The sequence below is a fragment of the uncultured Polaribacter sp. genome, assembly GCF_947500975.1.
Lineage (GTDB): Bacteria > Bacteroidota > Bacteroidia > Flavobacteriales > Flavobacteriaceae > Polaribacter.
The window spans coordinates 81,063-103,210 of sequence record NZ_CANMUE010000001.1; the positions used below are offsets into that span (position 1 = coordinate 81,063).

Annotated in this window: 22 protein-coding genes; 12 read left to right on the forward strand and 10 right to left on the reverse strand. The window is 27.5% G+C overall.

Features of this window, described 5'->3' with window-relative positions:
* Window positions 1-137: 137 nt before the first annotated feature.
* The 4 genes from Q0733_RS00325 to Q0733_RS00340 all read right to left on the reverse strand — a co-directional run bounded on the left by Q0733_RS00325 (window position 138) and on the right by Q0733_RS00340 (window position 2,233).
* The gene (locus Q0733_RS00325; protein ID WP_298777565.1) at window positions 138-674 is read right to left on the reverse strand and encodes a DUF4252 domain-containing protein; all 537 of its coding nucleotides are present in this window, start codon (window positions 672-674) and stop codon (window positions 138-140) included.
* A 70-nt stretch (window positions 675-744) separates the two neighbouring features.
* Window positions 745-1,275 carry a DUF4252 domain-containing protein gene (locus Q0733_RS00330; protein ID WP_298777567.1) on the reverse strand — a complete coding sequence of 177 codons (531 nt, stop codon included), beginning with the start codon at window positions 1,273-1,275 and terminating at the stop codon, window positions 745-747.
* Between the two features lie 39 nt (window positions 1,276-1,314).
* A complete protein-coding gene (locus tag Q0733_RS00335) occupies window positions 1,315-1,737 on the reverse strand; it encodes a hypothetical protein (RefSeq protein WP_298777569.1) in 423 nt (140 codons plus the stop codon).
* Entirely contained in the window at window positions 1,724-2,233 is a 510-nt protein-coding gene (locus Q0733_RS00340; protein ID WP_298777571.1) for a sigma-70 family RNA polymerase sigma factor, read from the reverse strand. Before Q0733_RS00340 ends, Q0733_RS00335 begins: the two co-directional genes overlap by 14 nt.
* Before the next feature lie 228 nt (window positions 2,234-2,461).
* Here Q0733_RS00340 and Q0733_RS00345 point away from each other — a divergent pair, with 228 nt between their 5' ends.
* Window positions 2,462-3,901, forward strand: a complete 1,440-nt coding sequence (locus Q0733_RS00345) for a S41 family peptidase (RefSeq protein WP_298777573.1) — start codon at window positions 2,462-2,464, stop codon at window positions 3,899-3,901.
* Between the two features lie 11 nt (window positions 3,902-3,912).
* Here the strand turns inward: Q0733_RS00345 and Q0733_RS00350 are convergent, their stop codons facing one another.
* Window positions 3,913-4,845 carry a patatin-like phospholipase family protein gene (locus Q0733_RS00350; protein ID WP_298777575.1) on the reverse strand — a complete coding sequence of 311 codons (933 nt, stop codon included), beginning with the start codon at window positions 4,843-4,845 and terminating at the stop codon, window positions 3,913-3,915.
* 46 nt (window positions 4,846-4,891) lie between these two features.
* On the opposite strand from Q0733_RS00350, the gene Q0733_RS00355 reads away from it, so the two are divergent.
* From Q0733_RS00355 to pepT, 3 genes are read left to right on the forward strand one after another with little or no spacing between them, the layout of a single operon-like run.
* Window positions 4,892-5,944: an oxidoreductase gene (locus Q0733_RS00355; RefSeq protein ID WP_298777577.1), complete on the forward strand. Its 1,053-nt coding sequence runs from the start codon at window positions 4,892-4,894 to the stop codon at window positions 5,942-5,944.
* A gap of 17 nt (window positions 5,945-5,961) precedes the next feature.
* On the forward strand, window positions 5,962-6,531 hold the full coding sequence (locus Q0733_RS00360) for a hypothetical protein (protein ID WP_298777579.1): 570 nt from the start codon (window positions 5,962-5,964) through the stop codon (window positions 6,529-6,531).
* Complete coding sequence (pepT, locus tag Q0733_RS00365) at window positions 6,524-7,768, forward strand: peptidase T (protein WP_298777581.1); 1,245 nt, start codon at window positions 6,524-6,526, stop codon at window positions 7,766-7,768. Before Q0733_RS00360 ends, pepT begins: the two co-directional genes overlap by 8 nt.
* Before the next feature lie 39 nt (window positions 7,769-7,807).
* Here the strand turns inward: pepT and Q0733_RS00370 are convergent, their stop codons facing one another.
* Window positions 7,808-8,347, reverse strand: coding sequence for a 1-acyl-sn-glycerol-3-phosphate acyltransferase (locus Q0733_RS00370; protein WP_298777583.1), 540 nt, complete (start codon window positions 8,345-8,347; stop codon window positions 7,808-7,810).
* A 44-nt stretch (window positions 8,348-8,391) separates the two neighbouring features.
* Here Q0733_RS00370 and rmuC point away from each other — a divergent pair, with 44 nt between their 5' ends.
* Window positions 8,392-9,735: a DNA recombination protein RmuC gene (gene rmuC / locus Q0733_RS00375; protein ID WP_298778342.1), complete on the forward strand. Its 1,344-nt coding sequence runs from the start codon at window positions 8,392-8,394 to the stop codon at window positions 9,733-9,735.
* Window positions 9,736-9,856: 121 nt separating this feature from the next.
* On the opposite strand, the gene glyA is transcribed toward rmuC, so the two are convergent.
* Window positions 9,857-11,131: a serine hydroxymethyltransferase gene (gene glyA / locus Q0733_RS00380; RefSeq protein WP_298777586.1), complete on the reverse strand. Its 1,275-nt coding sequence runs from the start codon at window positions 11,129-11,131 to the stop codon at window positions 9,857-9,859.
* A 198-nt stretch (window positions 11,132-11,329) separates the two neighbouring features.
* On the opposite strand from glyA, the gene fahA reads away from it, so the two are divergent.
* Window positions 11,330-12,607 (forward strand): fumarylacetoacetase, encoded by a 1,278-nt coding sequence (gene fahA / locus Q0733_RS00385; RefSeq protein ID WP_298777588.1) that lies wholly within the window; start codon window positions 11,330-11,332, stop codon window positions 12,605-12,607.
* 62 nt (window positions 12,608-12,669) lie between these two features.
* Here fahA and Q0733_RS00390 read toward each other — a convergent pair whose 3' ends face one another.
* Window positions 12,670-14,220, reverse strand: a complete 1,551-nt coding sequence (locus Q0733_RS00390; protein WP_298777589.1) for a DEAD/DEAH box helicase family protein — start codon at window positions 14,218-14,220, stop codon at window positions 12,670-12,672.
* A 58-nt stretch (window positions 14,221-14,278) separates the two neighbouring features.
* Window positions 14,279-14,677, reverse strand: a complete 399-nt coding sequence (gene ytxJ, locus Q0733_RS00395; RefSeq protein ID WP_298777591.1) for a bacillithiol system redox-active protein YtxJ — start codon at window positions 14,675-14,677, stop codon at window positions 14,279-14,281.
* A gap of 197 nt (window positions 14,678-14,874) precedes the next feature.
* Here ytxJ and clpB point away from each other — a divergent pair, with 197 nt between their 5' ends.
* Window positions 14,875-17,484 carry an ATP-dependent chaperone ClpB gene (clpB, locus tag Q0733_RS00400; RefSeq protein WP_298777593.1) on the forward strand — a complete coding sequence of 870 codons (2,610 nt, stop codon included), beginning with the start codon at window positions 14,875-14,877 and terminating at the stop codon, window positions 17,482-17,484.
* A 132-nt stretch (window positions 17,485-17,616) separates the two neighbouring features.
* Window positions 17,617-18,114, forward strand: coding sequence for a histidine phosphatase family protein (locus Q0733_RS00405; protein ID WP_298777595.1), 498 nt, complete (start codon window positions 17,617-17,619; stop codon window positions 18,112-18,114).
* Here the strand turns inward: Q0733_RS00405 and Q0733_RS00410 are convergent.
* Window positions 18,111-18,890 carry a DUF6503 family protein gene (locus Q0733_RS00410; RefSeq protein ID WP_298777597.1) on the reverse strand — a complete coding sequence of 260 codons (780 nt, stop codon included), beginning with the start codon at window positions 18,888-18,890 and terminating at the stop codon, window positions 18,111-18,113. The two genes, Q0733_RS00405 and Q0733_RS00410, sit on opposite strands and share 4 nt — an antisense overlap.
* A gap of 97 nt (window positions 18,891-18,987) precedes the next feature.
* Here Q0733_RS00410 and smpB point away from each other — a divergent pair, with 97 nt between their 5' ends.
* The 4 genes from smpB to Q0733_RS00430 all read left to right on the forward strand — a co-directional run bounded on the left by smpB (window position 18,988) and on the right by Q0733_RS00430 (window position 21,835).
* Window positions 18,988-19,455, forward strand: coding sequence for an SsrA-binding protein SmpB (smpB, locus tag Q0733_RS00415; protein ID WP_298777599.1), 468 nt, complete (start codon window positions 18,988-18,990; stop codon window positions 19,453-19,455).
* 9 nt (window positions 19,456-19,464) lie between these two features.
* Window positions 19,465-20,043 (forward strand): Maf family nucleotide pyrophosphatase, encoded by a 579-nt coding sequence (locus Q0733_RS00420; RefSeq protein WP_298777601.1) that lies wholly within the window; start codon window positions 19,465-19,467, stop codon window positions 20,041-20,043.
* A 190-nt stretch (window positions 20,044-20,233) separates the two neighbouring features.
* Window positions 20,234-21,187 carry a transketolase C-terminal domain-containing protein gene (locus tag Q0733_RS00425; RefSeq protein ID WP_298777603.1) on the forward strand — a complete coding sequence of 318 codons (954 nt, stop codon included), beginning with the start codon at window positions 20,234-20,236 and terminating at the stop codon, window positions 21,185-21,187.
* A gap of 45 nt (window positions 21,188-21,232) precedes the next feature.
* Window positions 21,233-21,835: a porin family protein gene (locus tag Q0733_RS00430; RefSeq protein WP_298777605.1), complete on the forward strand. Its 603-nt coding sequence runs from the start codon at window positions 21,233-21,235 to the stop codon at window positions 21,833-21,835.
* Window positions 21,836-22,148 lie beyond the last annotated feature (313 nt).

Genomic DNA, 22,148 nt, shown 5'->3' on the forward strand with positions numbered 1-22,148 from the left:
GCTTCAAAAATAAGAAATAATAAAATTGAAGCTGTTAATTAGCCGTTAAATTCAAAAAGTTTACTAAAACAAAAAAATAATAAAGCTGTAACTTCAAAAGAAACTACAGCTTTATTAATGTGTTTTAAACTTTATTTTTATAATAATTTATTTAAGAAACCTTTTAATATTGAATTATCTCCATCTATATTTACACTATTCATCATTTCAATAATTTTAGCAGGATTCATATTATCACCTAATAATCTTGCGACCCCTACTCCAGCTTTTTTGCTAAATCCGAAAGCAATAACTTCGTTTAAAGAATCTGTTTCGCCAGTATAATAAACGTTCACATTCATTCCTTTGGCTTTCATTGTCATTAAACTTTTATAATCTTTATTTGTAAAGATATTTTTTAAAATTGCTTTTTCAGTTTGATAGGCAGCATCATTATCTTCTGTTTTTTGTAAGAAAACAATATTTACTTTTTTGATACTTTTAATGGTTTCTTTTACATCATCAGAAACATCTGCTTTAGCACTTAAAATAGAACTTACAGGTAAATCTCCGGTATAAAAACCATCTTTACCACTACTATCTACTAAATAACTTTGTAAAGATTTTTCGTTTTTACAAGATGTTGCAAGCAATACTAAAAATACTAGGGAGAATATGGAGGTTATTTTTTTCATTTTGTATGTTTTTATTGATTACAAAAAAGTCAGGTTTTAAATAAAACCTGACTTTTTAAAAATCGTGTTTTTACTTTTTGTTTTTAGACTCTTCTTTGATAATTTTATCCGTAAAGCTCGACATTTTATTGATATCAATATTACCTATCAATGATAGAATCATAGACTCCGAAACCCCTTTTGTTTGTTTATCTATACCTTTTACAAACATTAAAACTTCACTAACAAAATCTTTATTATTTGTAGCTTTAACATAGATTTTAACACGAGAATCATCACTTTTTATTCTCATTAACTGTGTTAAGTTTTGCTTTTTAATTGCAGAGTTTGCCATTGCTTCCATTTTAGCAGCAATTCCTAAATTATCTGTAGAAAACATTTTGAACTCTTTTAAATCATTGATCATTTCAAAAGCTTGCATTACTTCATTACCATCAGAATTGGTGTCTTTTGGCTTAAACTTATTTAAAAGTTCAAATGCATCTTTGGTAACTACTACCATATCTACACCATCCATATCTTCTAATGAATCAAAAAGTGATTGTGCATTAGAAACTATTGGGGCGATTATAAAGGCTATTAATAGAATTATTTTTTTCATAATTGTTCTGTTTACTTGGTTTTTAATTTTTACTTGGTTTTATTTTAATATTTTATTTACTGTTTTTTCATAAGTATGTAAAGTTGCAACTGCTTGTTCTCCTTTTTTAAGGTTCATAGACAATAGTTTAAAACCTTCATTTACTTGTGCAAATATCTTTTTTGCTTGATATCTTTCATATTCTTGTTTGCCAATAAATACGCTAAACAATAATACGATTGATGCTGCTACAGAAAGCCATTTTAAGTTTCTTCTTTTAGATTTCTTAGGTTCTAACTGAATGGTTTTTGTGTAGGTTTCATCTTTATTTGCAGAAAAATAATTAAACATATATGTGTACTCTTGTAAGTGTGGCGCAACTTCCTCTTTTGTAAAATAGTTTTTTAGGATTGCTTCTTCTTGCAAAGTAGTTTCTGCGTTTTCGTATTTTTCTACTAATTTTTCTATGTTAGCTAACTCCATAGTTATGTTTTTTAATTAATGCTTCTCTTATTGTTTTTCTCGCTCTAGATAAAGCAACTCTTACTGCTGTTGGTTTCATATCAACCATTTTACATATTTCATCAAAATCATATTGTTCAATGTCTCTCAGTTGAATAATAATTTTTTGTTGCTCTGGTAAATTTTCAATCAATCTGTGTACTTGGTTTACACTATCTTGATGTTCTATTTTTTTATCTAAAGACGTTTCTTTTTCTTTATAATTACTATGAACTAATGTTAAATTACTTGCTTGTTTACTTTTTAAACGATCATAACAATAATTTTTTGTCATTGTCATCGCAAAGGCTTCAACGTTTTTATAATCAGAAATTTTTTCTTTACTTCTCCATAATTTAAAAAGTAATTCTTGAGTAGCATCTTCAGCCTCTTCTCTAGAAACTAGAAGTCTTTTTGCTAATCTAAAAACCTTATCTTTAAAAGGTAAAACAACTTTTAGAAAGTCTGATTGGTTCATTTTTAATTTGTTTTTCTGATATTTTTAAATCTCTTAATACCAGGTTTACATATTTACGACGATGCATAATTAATTTTGTTACATTAAATTTTAAAATAAAACTAAATATGCTTAATTTGCGGTAAAATAATCTATAAAAATTATACAAATACTTTTAAAAAATTTAGTATAGTGTAAGTTTATATATTTTAAAACTACTTTTTATTAAAGTTTCAAACTAAAGTTATAATGAAAAAAATATTTAAATTAAGTTTTTTATCACTTCTATTTTTTATTGCTTCTTGTGAAAAAAAATCAAGTTTAACAATTATTACTGATACAAATGATGATATTAATTATTTTATTTGGAAAGGTATGAACGCATATTATTTATGGCAAAATGACGTACCTGCTTTAAGTGATAATAGATTTGCTAACTTTGATGATTTATATACTTATTTTAGAGGGTTTGGTTCTCCAGAAAGTGTTTTCAATAGTGTTTTATATCAGCAAGGAACTATAGATCGTTTTTCTTGGATTGTTGATGATTATGAAGAACTAGAAAACTCTTTTCAAGGTATTAATTTATCAAATGGAATTGAGTTTGGTTTGGTTCAAAATTATGATGGTTCTCAAAATATATTTGGTTATGTAAGGTATGTTTTACCAAATTCTCCAGCTGATATTGGAGGTGTAGCAAGAGGTATGATTTTTAATTCTATTGATGGAAATCAATTAACAATTACAAACTATAGAGACCTTTTATTTAGTGATAACACTTCTTATACTGTTGGTTTTGCTGATTTTAATGATGGAAATCCTGTTACAAATAGCAACTCAGTAATTTTAAATAAAACAGAATTACAAGAGGATCCTATTGCAATAACGAAAGTTTTTGAAGAAGGAGATAAAAAAATAGGATATTTATTATACAATCAATTTGCGAGCTCTTTTGATAATCAATTAAATGATGCCTTTAGTGTATTTAAATCATCAGGAGTTAACGAATTAATTGTAGATTTAAGATATAACGGTGGTGGTTCCGTACAAACTGCTACGTATTTAGGAAGTATGATTACGGGTCAATTTAACAATCAAGTTTACTCAAAAGAATCATGGAATGATAAAGTAAAAGCAGCATTTGATGCAGATCAGTTTTTAAATAATTTTACAGATAATATTGATAACACTCCTATAAATAGTTTAGGTTTAGAAAGTGTTTATTTTATTGTTTCGGGTAGTTCAGCTTCTGCTTCAGAATTAGTTATAAATTCTTTAAATGCTTATATTGATGTAAAATTAGTTGGTACTACAACTGTAGGAAAACAAGTAGGTTCTATTACTCTATATGATTCTGATAATTTAAGAAAAGATAATGCTAATTTAAATTTAGATCACAAATATGCAATTCAACCCTTAGTATTAGAAATTGTAAATAAAAATGATGAAAATGAAATAAATGGTTTCACTCCTGGAGAGAATATAACTGGTATCAATTTAAAAGAAGACTATGGTAATTTAGGTATTTTAGGAGAAAGATCAGATCCATTATTAGATAGAACAATTATTTACATTACTACTGGTTCAAAATCTAGTAGTAATGAAAAAGCTAATATTAAAAATAATGAAGTATATAATTCTAAACTAGCAACACCTAGTAGTAATAATATGTTTTCTAAGTTAAAATAATCATTTTTTTTCTAAATTTCTTGGTCTGTTAACATATCTGGTCTAAACTCGCTCATCAATTCTTCACGTTTAGATTTAGCAAATTTATAGCCAGATTTCCACCATTTACGCATGTTTTTTTCATCAAAAACTAAAGAATTTGTTGTTAAAACTGTAGGAGTATAATATAAATTTAATTTTACATTTTTATTCTTTGCAGCTAATTTTCCAATTGTAATATTGTGTCTTTCTACATGTGTTAACATAAAATCGAACACATCAAAAAGCAAAGAAAACGGATTTTTTGAATGCAATCTATTGGTTTGGGTAACCTCTGTTTCTAAAATTATGGCATCAATTTCTGTAGCACCTCTTAAAATTGCTTCTCTAATAGGAACTAAAGAACCAAAACCACCATCTGCATATTGTTGGTTATTTTTTTCTAATAAACTCATAAATGGAACGTAATTACAAGAACCCCAAATCCAATCACAAAAATCTTCATAAGTACAATCATTACTAGATTTATATTCAATTTGATTAGCAGTTAAATTAGAAACAGTAACAACAACTTCTTTATTACAATTTTTAATTTCTTCATACATTTTTTTAGTAATATTATTCTTAATCAAACTTCTTAAGTTATTACTTTCACCAAAAGTTTTTCTTCCATTTAATAAGTTCCATAAAGTATTAAAATGATTAATACTAACCACTTTTTCTCCAGCAACCTTTTTTATTTTAAAAGGATTATTACTAAAAATAGTTTCTTGACTAACATTTGTATACAAAGTTTTTAACTCATCTAACATGCCCAAAGCCAAGTGAGAAACCATTAAACTTCCAGTAGAAGTACCAACATAAAGATCATAATCTTTATTTTCTTTTTTCATTAAGTATTGTGCAACGCCACCTGCAAAGGCACCTTTACTTCCTCCACCAGAAATTACTAATGCTTTTTTCATTTTCTATAAATGATTTGTTTAATTTAGTCGTATAAAAATATCAAAAATGAAAAGAATACCAACATTAATTTTAGTTTTACTTGTAATTATTTCTTGTTCCAAAGAATATACACCAAGAAACATAGAAAATATTGAAATTCAGGAATTTAAAATAGATAGTACAAGCATTAGAGCAATTGTAGCTATTAATGATAGTACATTATATTTTGCAGGTTCTAGAGGAGATTTTTCAAAAACAACAAATGCAGGAAAATCTTGGAATACAAAATATATAACTCATCAAGATTCTATAATTCCAAATTTTAGAAGTTTAGCAAAAAATGACGATGCTTTTTTTGCACTTTCAATCACTAATCCTGCTTTATTATATAAAATTACACATTATAAAACTGAATTGGTTTATAATGAGAATCATCCAAAAGTATTTTATGATGCCATACATTTTTTTAAAGACAAAAAACATGGAATTGCAGTAGGAGATCCAACAGAAAATTGCGCATCCATAATTATAACTTCTGATGGAGGAAATACATGGGAGAAAATTTTATGTGAAAATTTACCCAGTTTTGAAGAAGGAGAAGCCTTTTTTGCAGCAAGTAATACCAACATAAAAATAATTGATAAAACGGTTTGGATTGCTTCTGGAGGTAAAAAAGCACGTATTTTAAAGTCTGATAATTTTGGCAAAACTTGGCAAATATTTAATACTCCAATCATTCAAGGAAATGGGTCGCAAGGAATATATTCTATAGATTTTTCTGATAAAAATAACGGAATTATTATAGGAGGAGATTATTCTAAACCTCTTGAAAACAAAGCAAATAAAGCAATCACAAATGATGGTGGAAAAACTTGGACTTTAGTTGCTGACAATCTAAACCCTAATTATAAAAGTTGTGTACAATATGTGCCAAATACTCAAGGAAAAGAAGTTTTTGCTGTTGGTAAAACGGGAATTTCTTTTTCTAATGATTCGGGAAAAACATGGAAAGAAGTTTCAAAAGACAGTTATTATACAATTCTATTTGTAGATAAAAATACAGCTTGGCTAGGTGGTTATCAAAAAATAGGAAAATTGAATTTAAAAATAACTAAATAATAGTTTGTAAATTTATTATGCTTAACAGATACTATCTTTTTTTAATAACCTCACTCCTATTTTTTTCTTGTAGTAAACAATCCGAAATTAGTAAGGAATTTGGTTGTAAAACATCAAAATTTAAAAATTTAGAAATTGTTGAAGATTTTAGAAGAAAGTTTGAAATAGAATTACCCAAATCTTGGAAAACAAATTTGTATTATGATAAACTCCAATCTTCTATTTATACTGCAGATACCACAAAACAATTAACAGAAACAATACTTTTAGATATCAGTTATATAAATGATAAAATTAATTTTGATGATGAATTTTCTTTAAAACAAGAGCAAGAACATCTTGCTAAAGGTTTGATTAAAACAAAATCAAAGCAAATTACTTTATTAAAAAAACCATCAATGCATTTTGTTTACAAAGGAAAAAAGGGAAACTTTAAGTATCAAATTTCTAACATTTTTATTAAAATTGATCCTCAAAATTTCATACTTGCCAAAACAGAAATTTATGGAGACTCTTTAGTAAATGAAAAGCTATGCAACTCTTTTTCATTAATTGAAAACATTAAAATACATCAAAAAAATGATTGAAAAACAACACATTACACAACGTTTCTTAAAATATGTAAAAATAGATACAGAATCTGACCCTAACAATCCTGCTTTTCCAAGTACAGAAAAACAATGGGATTTAGCCAAAATCTTAGAAAAAGAACTTAAAGAAATTGGTATGCAAGAAATTGAGTTAGATGAAAATTGTTACATCATGGCAACTTTACCTAGCAATTTAGATTATGATGTACCTACAATTGGTTTTGTAGCTCATATAGATACAAGTCCAGATTTTACAGGCGAGAATGTAAATCCTCAAATTATTGAAAATTATAATGGACAGGATATCATTTTAAATGAAGAAAAAAACATCATTTTATCTCCTAATTATTTTGAAGATTTATTACAATACAAAGGGCAAACTATAATTACAACAGACGGAACAACACTCTTAGGTGCAGATGATAAAGCTGGTGTTACAGAAATTGTTTCTGCTATGGAATACCTAATTAACAACCCTGAAATTAAACATGGTAAAATTAGAATTTGTTTTACACCTGATGAAGAAGTTGGCAAAGGAGCACATTTATTTGATGTAGAAAAGTTTGGTGCAGAATGGGCTTATACAATGGATGGAAGTCAAATTGGAGAATTAGAATATGAAAACTTTAATGCTGCAAGTGCAAAAGTTACTATTACTGGTAAAATTGTGCATCCAGGTTATGCAAAAGGAAAAATGATTAATTCGATGTTAATTGCTAAACAATTTATTGCCGCTATTCCTGCAAATGAAGTTCCTGAAAAAACTAGTAATTATGAAGGTTTTTTTCATTTACATGATATGAAAGGTAATGTTGAAGAAACTGTTTTAGAATATATTATTAGAGATCATGATTTAGACTTATTCAAAAAAAGAAAAAATTTAATGCAAAAAATAACTAATAATATGAATAAACATTTACAACAAGAGTTAATTCATATTGAAATAAAAAATCAATATTTTAATATGAAGGAAAAAGTAACTCCAGTTATGCATATTGTAGATATCGTTGAAGAAGTAATGAAAGAAATAGGAATAAAACCATTAATAAAACCTATTAGAGGTGGCACAGACGGATCTCAACTTTCTTATAAAGGCTTACCTTGCCCAAATATTTTTGCTGGCGGACATAATTTTCATGGACGATTTGAGTACGTTCCTGTTGAATCTATGATAAAAGCTACCCAAGTAATTGTTGGTATTACTAAAAAGGTTGGTGAAAATTATAAATGCTAGAAATAAGTTTAATTTTGAATTAATCTAATACTTTTAGTGTTAAGAGAATTCTGGTTTTTTTCCTTTTACGTTTTTATAAAATTGATAAAAGAATTCAAAATCTTTTTCTTTATTTTCAGTTGTATAATATGGTTTTGATATTTTTAATTTTTTATTTTCAAAATCTAAAGTTGCCATTACAATAGGCACATTAGCTCCTTTTGCTATATAATAAAAACCAGTTTTCCATTTATCAACTTTTTTACGAGTTCCTTCTGGAGATAAACCTAACCTAAATTCATCTTTAGAATTAAAAATTTGTACAATAGCATCTACTAAATTATTGCTCTGACTTCTATCAACTGGTGTTCCACCTAAACCTCTAAAAAAAAAGCCAAAAGGCCCTTTAAAAAGAGAATTCTTACCAATAAAATTAATCATAATTCCAGAACTCATTCTTGCTAAAATTGCAATAGGAAAATCCACCCAACTTGTGTGAGGTGCAGCTATAACAACATATTTTTTAACTTCTCTAGAAAAATCTCCTTCAAATCTCCAACCTAAAATTCTAAATAATATAAATTTTGCGAATCCTTTCATTCTCTGTTTTAAAAGTGATAAATTTAAGGACTTAATTTGATATGATGAACGATTTGATTATTTACTTCTTAATAGCATTGATTTTTAGTGCAATAGGTTTTTTTATTGGAAAATTATTAACGAAATTAAACTTTGAAAAAGAGAAAACTTCTGTAGAAAAAGAAAAATCTACCCTAGAAGAACGTGTAGTTTTATTGCAACAATCTAAAGATATCACAGAAAATAACTTTATTGAATCTCAAAAAGAGTTTAAAACACTACAACAAGAAAAAGAAAGTTTAATTTCTGAAAAATCTACTTTAATTTCAGAATTAAAAAGTTTAGAATTAAAACTAAATGATAATAAAGACGAAGTAAAGAATCTAAATGAAAAATTTACCAAAGAATTTGAAAATTTAGCCAATAAAATTTTAGATGAAAAATCGTCAAAATTCACAGAACAAAATAAAGAAAATTTAAAAACTATTTTAAATCCGCTACAAGAAAAAATTAAGGTTTTTGAAGATAAGGTAGATAAAACTCACAAAGAAAGTATTGATTACCATGCAGCTTTACGTCAACAAATTCTTGGCTTAAAAGAAATGAACTTGCAAATGAGCAAAGAAACTATCAACTTAACAAAAGCGTTAAAAGGCGATAATAAAACCCAAGGTAATTGGGGTGAATTAGTTTTAGAAAGAGTATTAGAAAAATCTGGTTTAGAAAAAGATAGAGAGTATTTTGTACAGCAAAGCTTTACCAATGAAACAGGTAAAAGAGTTTTACCAGATGTTGTTATTCATTTACCCGATAATAAAAAAATGATTGTAGACTCTAAAGTTTCTTTAACCGCTTATGAGCAATTTGTAAATGAAGAAGATGAAACTTTAAAAATAACGCATTTAAAAAATCATGTATTATCTTTAAATAAACATGTAGCACAATTGTCTGAAAAAAAATATGAAGATATTTACGAAATTGAATCGCCAGACTTTGTTTTACTTTTTATACCTATAGAACCAGCTTTTGCTGTTGCTTTAAATGCTGATAATTTACTTTATAACAAAGCTTTCGAAAAAAACATTGTTATTGTAACTCCATCAACTTTATTGGCAACTTTACGTACAATTGATACCATGTGGAATAACGAAAAACAGCAAAGAAATGCTATTGAAATTGCAAGACAAGCAGGTGCTTTGTATGATAAATTTCATGGCCTTTTATCAGATTTAATTGGAGTTGGTAAAAAAATTGACGCTTCTAAATCTGATTATAATTCTGCTATGAATAAGCTTTTTGAAGGAAAAGGAAACCTTATTACAAGTGTTGAAAAGTTGAAAAAAATGGGTGCCAAAGCTAAAAAAGCATTGCCAACTAATATCATTGACAGAGCAAATGATGAAGATTAAATAGTAAAAAATAATATTGTTAAAATAAGCATTAATAAATTTTTCAATATTTAAATTTAATGATAAAAAAAACATCAAGAATAAACTTGATGTTTTTTGGTATTTAAATTTTATAATTTTGTTACATTACAAAAAGCCTTCTAGAGCTCATCATATCATTTACTCTTTCAGCTATAGCTTCTAAAGCATGCTCATTTGCAGCATTTATAATTGCTTCATCAATAAAGTTAACTATAGCAGCCATATCTTCTTCTTTTAATCCTCTAGTAGTAACAGCAGCTGTACCAACACGAATTCCAGAAGTTACAAATGGTGATTTATCATCAAAAGGAACCATATTTTTATTTACAGTAATGTCTGCTTTACCAAGCGCTATTTCTGCATCTTTTCCAGAAATGTTCTTATTTCTTAAATCAATTAACATACAATGATTGTCGGTTCCTCCAGAAATAATATTGTATCCTTTAGCAACAAATTCCTTAGCCATTGCAGCAGCATTTTCTTTAACTTGAATTTGGTATTCTAAAAACTCATCAGTTAAAGCTTCTCCAAAAGCAATTGCTTTTGCTGCAATAACATGCTCTAAAGGTCCTCCTTGATTTCCAGGGAAAACAGATGAATTTATTAACATTGACATCATTTTTGGCTTTCCACTTTTAAGAGTTTCTCCAAAAGGATTCTCAAAATCTTTACCAATCATAATCATACCTCCTCTTGGACCTCTTAATGTTTTATGAGTAGTTGTTGTTACAATATGGCAATGAGGTAAAGGATCGTTTAAAATTCCTTTAGCAATTAATCCAGCTGGGTGAGAAATATCTGCCATTAAAATAGCACCAACCATATCTGCAATTTCTCTAAATTTTTCAAAATTAATATCTCTAGAATATGCAGAAGCACCAGCAATTATTAATTTTGGCTTATGTTCTTTAGCTTGTTTTTCAACATGATCATAATCTATTCTCCCAGTTTCTTTATCAACTCCATAAAATACAGGATTGTATAATTTACCAGAAAAATTTACTGGAGATCCATGTGTTAAATGCCCACCATGTGATAAATCGAAACCTAAAACGGTATCTCCTGGTTTTAAACAAGCCGCAAATACAGCTGTATTTGCCTGAGAACCAGAATGTGGTTGCACATTTACATATGCTGCTCCAAACAATTCTTTTGCTCTATCAATAGCTATTTGTTCTACAATATCAACAACTTCACAACCTCCATAATATCTTTTTCCAGGATAGCCTTCAGCGTATTTATTAGTTAAAACAGAACCTTGGGCTCTCATAACTTGATCACTAACAAAGTTTTCTGAAGCTATTAACTCTAAACCATTTAATTGTCTTTCTTTTTCTTCCTCAATAAGGTCAAAAATTTGATTGTCTAATTGCATTGTTTTTTATTTATATGATGCATCAAAAGTAACAAAAAAAGAAGTCTTCATAAAACAAGTTGTTATAATATTTTATAACTTTTTTTTAATAATTATTGTATTCAAAATAAAGTAGTGTTAAAATTATATTTTTAATGTTTTTTTTGTTTTAAAATGTAAAAAATTATGTACGTTTGAGAAAAATAAATTAATAATATAATGATCATAACCGCAAATAATCCTAAAAGAAAATCTTGGTTAAAAGTTAAAGAAAATTCAGATTTCCCAATCCAAAACATCCCATTTGGGGTATTTATAACTAGAGATGACATTATAACTATAGGTAGTAGAATTGGAGATTTTGCTATAGATTTAGGTGCTTTTCATCAATTAGGATATTTTGAAGGCATCCCATTAACTGATGATATTTTTTTACAAGATAATTTAAATGATTTTATTGCTGATGGTCGTAAAACTTGGAGATTGGTAAGAAATAGAATCGCTGAAGTTTTTGATGTAACTAACGGTATTTTAAGAGATAATGCCATTCATAAAGAAAAAATTATCTTTAGAATGGATGAAATTGAAATGTTATTACCAGTTGCTGTTGGTGATTATACAGACTTTTATGCAAGCAAAGAACATGCAACAAATGTAGGTTCATTATTTAGAGACCCAGAAAATGCTTTGTTTCCAAACTGGTTACAAGTGCCTATAGGTTATCATGGTAGAAGTTCATCTATAATTCCTTCAGGTACACCAATTAGAAGACCATATGGACAATCTAAACCAAATGAAGGAGAAACAACTCCTAATTTTGGTCCTTCAAAATTATTAGATTTTGAATTAGAAATGGCTTTTATTACAACGGATGCTAATGTTTTAGGTGATAGAATTCCTATTGAAGAAGCAGAAGAATATATTTTTGGATTGGTACAATTTAATGATTGGTCTGCCAGAGATATTCAAGCATGGGAATATGTTCCTTTAGGTCCTTTTTTAGGGAAAAACTTTGCTTCAACAATTTCTCCTTGGATTGTAACTTTAGATGCTTTAGAGCCTTTTAGAGTTGATAATCCAAAACAAGTTTATGAGCCTTTACCCTATTTAAAACAAGATAAAAAAGGTAGTTATGATATTAAATTACAAGTAGGAATTAAGCCTGAAAATGGAGAAGAAACTATTATAGCTAATTCTAACTTTAAATATATGTATTGGACAATGGCACAACAATTAGCACATCATACTGTAAATGGTTGTCCTGTTGAAGCTGGTGATATGATGGGGTCAGGTACTATTTCTGGACCTACTAAAGATAGTTATGGCTCTATGTTAGAGCTAACCTGGAGAGGTCAAAACCCAATTATTTTAAAAGACGGTTCTGAACGTAAATTTATCAATGATAATGACACGGTAATTATGCGCGCTCATTGTAAAAATGATAAAGTAAGAATTGGTTTTGGAGAATGTATTGGTAAAGTTTTACCTGCTAAATAATTTTTATTAAAATATTAAAAACAAAAAAAGCCTCACATTTCTGTGAGGCTTTTAAATTTATATTATTCTTCTATAGGTGGATGACCATGAATTTCTTCAAAATCTTCATCAAAATTAGATCTTAAATAAGCATTTAATTTCTTTTTATAATCGTCTTTTAACCAGGTAACAAAATTATGAGTACTTTTAGAAATACACTTTGCATATCTATCAATTCTATCATTAATTTCTTCTCCTAGACTTTTTGCTAAAATTAAAGCATCAAAAACATCTTCACTATTTTCAATACACATTTTTGCATGATGTACAATAGACTTTTCTAAAACCATTTTAGAAGATTCACCTGCTTTAATGGTTTCTATATATACTTTTTTCATATCAAAAAACAAGTCTTTTGATTTTGAAAACTCCTTTTTTATATCTGCTGGTAATTCATACCTAAAAGTACTTTCAATTTCTTCATCAGAAAGAATTGTATCTAAATAATAATCAGGAGACTTAAACATTTTTTGCCAGTCTAAATCTGCACCCCATGCACCAAATCTGTGAAAATTATTTCCTAAATCTATAACATCAAAAGTAGATTTATTCTCAAAAATACGAGAACCACGTCCTATCATCTGATAGTATAAAGTTAAAGATTTTGTTGCTCTATTTAATATAATAGCTTCAATACTAGGCTCATCAAAACCAGTAGTTAAAATACTTACAGAAGTTATTATTGCATTTGGTGTTTTATGAAACCATTTTAAAATAAAATCTCTTTCTTTTTTGGTATTTGTATTATCTAAATGAGCAATTGGATAGCCTGCTTTTTTAAATGCATGAAAAACTTGAATAGAAGTATTTATTCCGTTATTAAAAATAAGTGTTTTTTTCCCTTTTGCTGTTTCTTCGTATGCACTTACTAATTTAGAAAGCATATCGGTATTACCATATAAATCTTCTGAAGATTTTACAGTATAATCTCCATTTGCACCTACTTCTAAAGAAGTTAAACCAACATTAAAAGAATACATATTAGCTCTTGCTAAATACTCATTATCAATTAAATGTTGAATAGTTTCACCAACAAATAACTCTTGATAATTCTCGTACATTGGTAATTTTATATTAGAACTTAAAGGCGTTGCCGTTACCCCTAATATAAAAGATTGATCAAAAAACTTAAAAATTTTAGTAAATGAATTGTAATGAGCCTCATCAACAATTACTAAACCGATATCAGAAATATCTAATTTATCATCATTTAACCTATTTTTCAAGGTTTCTACCATTGCTACAAAACAACTAAATTGATCTTGATCATCTAATTTTGCAGTACTATTTATAATTTTATTTTTAACTCCAAATTCATTTAACATCTTAGAGGTTTGTTTACTTAACTCAATTCTATGAGTTAAAACCAAAACTTTTTTCTTAAATGTTTTTAAATAACGTTTTGCTATTTCAGAAAAAATAACTGTTTTCCCACCACCTGTTGGTAGCTGATATAACAAATGGTAATCTTGTGGAGCGGTTTCAAAACGCGTAAAAATTTCTCTTAAGGCATCTTGCTGATAGCCATATAGAACTTTGCCCTCTTTAATTTCTGTAGTTGTATTTTCTTCCAAAGAATAAAAAATTTGAAATACAAAAATAAGACTTAAATAATCTTTATCACAAATTAAACTATATAAATCTTAACAAATCTATTTGAGTTATATCATAGTGTGATGCATTATATACAGAAACTCCATTATTAATTACTAACAATTGAGGAGATTGATGCATTACTTGAAAAATATAACCTACTTCATCAGAAATATTTCTGTAATTTAATAAATCTAAGTAATAGACCTTTAAATGTTGATGTTCTTCAGAAAACAACTTTTCAAATTGTTTTATTACCATACTACTTATTCCGCAACGTGTAGAATGTTTAAAAATTAAAACAGATTCAGTTTTAGATTGTTCTTTAATTTCTTCAAGTTGATTTAATGAAGTTAAAGCAATCCAATTTAAATATACTTTTTTTTCAGGTTTAGGTTTATCACTTTTTTTACCAAATACATTATTAAAAATACCCATTTCTTATTTTTATTTTTTTGTCGATGTAAAGGTAACAAACTTACAACAGTCAAAAAGTCATTAAAATAAGGCTTTTAAAGACAAAATGACTTCTTTAAAATTTGAAATTAGGATGGTATTAAAATTGCTTTTAAGTGATTGTTAATGAAAATTGAAAAATAATACAATTGAGAAAATCACTTGTTTAAAGAAAAAAAATGAATTTTAATACATATACAACAAAATCACAAGAAACCATTCAGTTAGCACAGCAGTTAGCGCAAGGTTTGGAACATAATCAAATAGAAAACGAACATATTTTTAAGGCTTTAATACAAGTTGATGAAAATGTTTTACCTTTTTTACTGAAAAAATTAAACATAAATATTGAAACTTTAAATCAGGTTTTAGACAAACAATTAAAAAGTTTACCGAAAGTATCTGGTGCAGATTTAATGATTTCTAGGCAAGCTGGTAAAAGTTTAAATGATGCTGCTATCTTAGCAAAAAACATGAAAGATGATTATGTTTCTATTGAACATTTAATTCTAGCAATTTTTAAATCAAAAAGTAATATTGCACAGATTTTAAAAGATCAAGGAATTACAGAAAAACATTTAAAAGCAGCAATTGATGAATTAAGAAAAGGAGAAAGAGTAACTTCTCAAAGTCAAGAAGAAACTTATAATTCTTTAAATAAATACGCTAAAAATTTAAATCAATTAGCGCAAGATGGCAAATTAGATCCTGTTATTGGTAGAGATGAAGAAATTAGAAGATTACTTCAAATTTTATCAAGAAGAACCAAAAATAATCCAATTTTAGTTGGAGAACCAGGAACTGGTAAAACCGCAATTGCAGAAGGTTTAGCACACAGAATTGTGGATGGTGACATTCCAGAAAATTTAAAAGATAAGTTGATTTTTTCTTTAGATATGGGAGCTTTAATAGCAGGTGCAAAATATAAAGGAGAATTCGAAGAGCGTTTAAAAGCTGTTATTAAAGAAGTTACAACTTCTGATGGTGATATTGTTTTATTTATTGATGAAATTCACACTCTTGTAGGAGCTGGTGGTGGAAATGGGGCTATGGATGCAGCAAATATTTTAAAACCTGCTTTGGCACGTGGAGAATTACGTGCTATTGGTGCAACTACATTAGATGAATATCAAAAATATTTTGAAAAAGATAAGGCTTTAGAGCGTCGTTTTCAAAAAGTAATTGTAAATGAACCAGACACAGAAAGTGCAATTTCTATTTTAAGAGGAATCAAAGAAAAGTACGAAACTCATCATAAAGTTAGAATTAAAGATGAAGCAATTATTAGTGCTGTAGAACTGTCTCAACGCTATATAACCAATCGATTTCTACCAGATAAAGCTATTGATTTAATGGATGAAGCTGCTTCTAAATTACGCATGGAAATTAATTCTAAGCCTGAAGAATTAGATGTTTTAGACCGTAAAATAATGCAGTTAGAAATTGAAATTGAGGCAATTAAACGTGAAAAAGATGAAATAAAATTAAAAGGTTTACGAGCTGAATTAGCAAATATTAAAGAACAACGAAATGAAATCTATGCTAAATGGAAATCAGAAAAAGACGTTGTAGATAATATTCAGCATGCAAAATCTGAGATAGAAAACTTTAAAATTGAAGCTGAAAAAGCAGAGCGTGAAGGTAATTATGGAAAAGTTGCAGAAATTAGGTATGGAAAAATTAAAAAAGCACAAGAAGATTTAGATAGATTTCAAAAATTGTTATTAGAAAATAAATCTGAAAAATCTTTGATTAAAGAAGAAGTAACTTTAGATGATATTGCAGAAGTTGTTGCTAAATGGACCGGAATTCCAGTAACAAAAATGATACAGTCTGAACGTGAAAAACTATTAAAATTAGAAGATCAATTGCACAAAAGAGTTGTTGGACAAGAAGAAGCAATTGTAGCTATTTCTGATGCAGTAAGGCGCTCTAAAGCTGGTTTGCAAAATCCAAATAAACCAATTGGAAGTTTCTTATTTTTAGGAACAACAGGAGTTGGAAAAACAGAATTAGCAAAAGCCTTGGCTGAATATTTATTTGATGATGAAAACGCAATGACACGTATAGATATGAGTGAATATCAAGAACGGCATTCAGTTAGTAGATTAGTGGGTGCTCCTCCTGGTTATGTAGGTTATGATGAAGGTGGCCAATTAACAGAAGCTGTTAGAAGAAGACCATATTCTGTAGTACTTTTAGATGAAATTGAAAAAGCACATCCAGATACTTTTAATGTATTATTACAGGTTTTAGATGAAGGAAGATTGACTGATAATAAAGGACGTGTTGCCGATTTTAAAAACTCTATAATTATTATGACCTCAAATATGGGGAGTCATATTATCCAAGAGAAATTTACAGATCAAAAAGCAGATTTAGAATCTGTAACTGAACTAGCAAAAATTGAAGTTTTAGGTTTATTAAAACAAACTGTTAGACCAGAATTTTTAAACAGAATTGATGATGTAATTATGTTTACGCCTTTAAATCAGTCTAATATTTTCGAAATTGTAAAATTACAATTAGATCATTTAAAGAAAATGATTGGTAAACAAGAAATTACTTTAGATGCAACAGATGAAGCAATAAAATATTTAGCAAAGAGAGGTTATCAACCAGAATTTGGAGCAAGACCTGTAAAAAGAGTAATTCAAAAAGAGGTTTTAAATCAACTTTCTAAAGAAATTTTATCAGGAAAAATAACAACAGATAGCATTATTTTATTAGATGCTTTTGATGATAAATTGGTTTTTAGAAATCAATCTTTTTTGACAAATAACAAATAGAACTTACTATTATTTTGAGTAAAAAAGCAATCTTTTAATTTATTAAAAGGTTGCTTTGTTATTTCTAATTTGTAAAACACTTTTAATCACTCTTTCTTTTTTAATTATATTCGTATTTAAATATAAGATTTTATGAAAAAGTATTTCTTTCTTTTTGTTTTTACTTTTAGTTTACTAAGTTCTTGTACTATAAAAGAAACAACCACATATTATTTAATTCGTCATTCGGAAAAAGATAGAACAGACAAAACCAATAAAAACCCTAATTTGAACTCAGATGGATTAGAAAGAGCAAAAAAATGGGCAGAACATTTTAAAAATATTGATTTAGACGCTGTATATTCTACAAAATTTAACAGAACAATGCAAACAGCAAAACCTACCGCAGAAAGTAAAAATTTAAAGATTATAAACTATAATCCAAGAAAAATGTATGATTCTATTTTTCAAAAAAACACCAAAGGAAAAACAGTTTTAATAGTTGGTCATAGCAATACAACTCCGGCATTTGTCAATAAAATTATTGGCGTAAAAAAATATAAGAATATAGACGATAACGACAATTCTAGCTTATTTATAGTAACACTTTCTAATGATAAAAAAACAAGTGAGATTAAGATTGTTAATTAATTTAAAATTTCAACTTCAATATCTTTTAAAACAATTTCTGATACTTTTTTAAGCTGTTTTTTTTCAAACGCTTTATCCAAATTAATTAAAGAAATGTTTTTAGATAAAGGTTTGTAATTATGGTAATCTACAAACCGAATACCATTTTTAGCACACTGCTCTTTTAAAACTCTAAAGCGTTTTCCACCTCCATTTGTATGATAAGAATACGCTAAATAATCAATTAAAAAGTCTTCTTTACCAATCCAATAAATAAATACATCTTCAAAATCTTCTCCTCCACCATCTTCAGAAAAAGTGATTTCTACTTTATAATATTCTTTACCATTTACAATGGATGATGGTAATCGTTTTTTACGAACAGCTTTGTCATTTAAACCATAAGGCAAGACAGAAAAATAATGAACAGAATTTACTGAATTGGCAAATTTATTAGCTAATGATTTTTTAGTTTTTAAAGGATGTTCATTAAATAATCTTTGAAAACCATTATTAGAAATTATATCTTCAATAGTTTCTGATTTTTGTTTAAAAATCCTGCTCAATCTAAAGTTTCCATTTTTTCTTTGAGCTAAATATTTTTTATCTCTAAAATTAAATGTAATTAAAGAGTTAGCAACTTTATCTGCACCAGAAATAACAATTGTTTTATCTATAATTTGCTGTGCTGTTATTTGCGCTTTAGAAGTATTGTAAGAAAATAAAAGCAGTAAAATTGTTATTGACAAGTATTTCATTGATGTTTTTGTTTCTCTTGGTCGTAAAATAGAATTCAAAATTACATTTCTTTGACGAATGTAAAAATGTATCTTTGTTAAATCTTTTGATAAAATTGAAAGTTAAGTAAATCTTAAAAAAAATAAGAAACAGTTTATGACTGTACAGAAAAAAATAAATATTCAGAATAAAAAAGCTCGTTTCGAATTTGAAATTCTAGACAAATTTGTTGCTGGTATTCAATTAACGGGAACAGAAATAAAATCGATAAGACAAAGTCAAGCAAGAATTACAGAGAGTTTTTGTGAGTTTAATGATCGAGGAGAACTGTTTATTATTAACATGTATATTAAAGAATATATGTTTGGACATCACTTTAATCATAATCCAAAAAGTGAACGCAGATTATTGCTAAATAAACGCGAATTAAAGAGTTTAAAAAAAGATGTTGAAGCTAAAGGAAATACAATTGTGCCTTTAAAACTGTTTATTAACGATCGTGGTTTTGCTAAATTAGAAATTGCGTTGGCTAAAGGAAAACAAATACATGATAAACGTGAAGTAATGAAAGATAGAGATAATAAGCGTGATTTGGCCAGAATAAAAAAGAATTTTAATAATTAATTATTGTTAATGTTAAGAGAAAAACTTAAAAATTATAATGTTATTCTTGCCTCAAAATCTCCAAGAAGACAGCAATTTTTTAAAGATTTAGATATCGATTTTACTATTGAATTAATAGAAGTTGAAGAGATTTATCCTAAAGAGTTAAAAGGAGCTGAGATAACCAATTTTTTAGCAGATTTAAAATCACAACCTTTTATAAACTTATCAGAAAAAGAACTATTAATAACCTCAGACACAATTGTTTGGTTAGATGATGTAGCTTTAGGAAAACCCAAAAATGAAGTAGAAGCTTTTAAAATGTTACGAAATTTATCAGGAAAAAAGCATGAAGTTATTACATCTATAAGCATAAAAAACAAGAATTTTCAAAGGATTATTAGTGATACAACTATTGTTTCTTTTAAAGATTTAACAGACCAAGAAATCAATTATTATATAAAAAACTACAACCCTTACGATAAGGCTGGTGCTTACGGAATTCAAGAATGGATAGGTTTTATTGCCATAGAAAATATGGAGGGAAGTTATTTTAATGTTGCAGGTTTACCTGTACACAAACTTTATAAAGAACTAATGAGCTTATAAAAAATAACAACTTAAAACCAATATACTCTAACTTAAAAATATTATTTATTAGTAATTAAAACTCATATTTAATTTAAAATTAATAAATTTTAATGTTCTAAAGTTTATTTAAGGCAAAGATTAAAGTCAATCTTCAAATAAAAGTTTATTTTTACGCAAATTTTTACAATACTTACAACACAATTATATAATGAAGAAATATACATACACAGAAAAAAAAGATACTCGTTCAGGTTTTGGTGATGGATTAACAGAATTAGGAAGAACAAACCCAAATGTAGTTGCTTTATGTGCGGATTTAATAGGTTCTTTAAAAATGGATCAATTTATTAAAGAAAACCCAGAAAGATTTTTTCAAATTGGAATTGCAGAAGCCAATATGATTGGTATTGCTGCTGGTTTAACAATTGGAGGTAAAATTCCTTTTACAGGAACATTTGCAAACTTTTCTACTGGGCGTGTTTATGACCAAATTCGTCAATCTGTAGCTTATTCTGATAAAAATGTAAAAATTTGTGCATCTCATGCAGGTGTTACTTTAGGTGAAGATGGAGCAACACACCAAATATTAGAAGATATTGGTTTGATGAAAATGTTACCAGGAATGACAGTTATAAACACCTGTGATTATAACCAAACAAAAGCAGCTACAATTGCTATAGCTGATTTTGACGGGCCTGTTTATTTACGTTTTGGTCGTCCAAAAGTACCTGTTTTTATGCCAGCTGATGAAGAGTTTGTTATTGGTAAAGGAATTCAATTAACAGAAGGAACAGATGTAACAATTGTTGCAACTGGACATTTAGTTTGGGAATCTTTACAAGCTGCCGAGCAATTAGAAGCTGAAGGAATATCTGCAGAAGTAATTAATATTCACACAATTAAACCTTTAGATGAAGACATTATTTTAAAATCCGTTGCTAAAACTGGTTGCATTGTAACTGCAGAGGAACATAATAAATTAGGAGGTTTAGGAGAAAGCGTTGCTAGAACTTTAGCGTTAAACACCCCTACTCCACAAGAATTTATTGCAACAGATGATACTTTTGGAGAATCGGGAACACCAGAACAATTAATGGCAAAATATGGTTTAGATGCAGCGGCTGTTGTAAAAGCCGTTAAAAAGGTAATTTCCAGAAAATAATAACGTTTTTTTAGTAAAACGTATGAATATTAACTTTAAATAAAAATGATGAAAAAAGTAATTTTAATTTTATGTTTAACTTTAGGTTTTAGTCAATTATCAAATGCGCAATTAGATTTTGGTGTAAAAGCTGGTGTAAACTATAATTCTGAATCAATAAAAGAAACAGCTCAAGATGTTTTTGAAGGTGCTAAAAGTAAAACTGGTTATCATGCTGGTGTTTGGTTACGTTTTAAAATTCCAGTTGTTGGGTTATACTTAAGACCAGAATTAGTATATACCAATTTAGAAAATGAAGTTTTTTTTAAAACTGCAGATATAACAACTAATCATAGTTTTAAAAAAATTGACATTCCTGTTTTATTAGGAAAAAAAGTTTTTGGAATTGGTAACGTTTATATTGGTCCTTCTTTTCAATATATTTTAGATTCTGATTTTAATATCAGTGAAATAAGTAATGTAGATGCTGATGGTTTTACAATGGGACTTCAATTTGGTGGTGGAGTTGAATTTGGAAAATTAGGAATTGATGTACGTTGGGAAAGGGCTTTTTCTGATATTGAATCTAGCCTTACTAGTAGTCTTGGTGATGTAAATTACGATACAAGAATCAACCAAATAATTATAGGTTTGTCTTTAAAATTTTAATTACAAACATTATTTAAAATAACAGAGGGAAGTGTAAAATATACTTCCCTCTTTTTATTTTTTATCTTTTTAAACTCCAAATTATTTCTTTTATCAATTATAATTTATTGTTTAGAGATTATTTTAAACTCTCTCTTCTTTCATTACCATACAAATATTTTAGATCTTTATACAAAATAAGCAAATCTAAAACTTTTCTGATTTAAATTTCTTACCCATTTCTTTAATCAACCAAATGTTGTTTGATAGCTTAGATAAAAGATAAATGTTTATCTCTCAATATCAGATATTTTAATTTTTAATTACATTACAT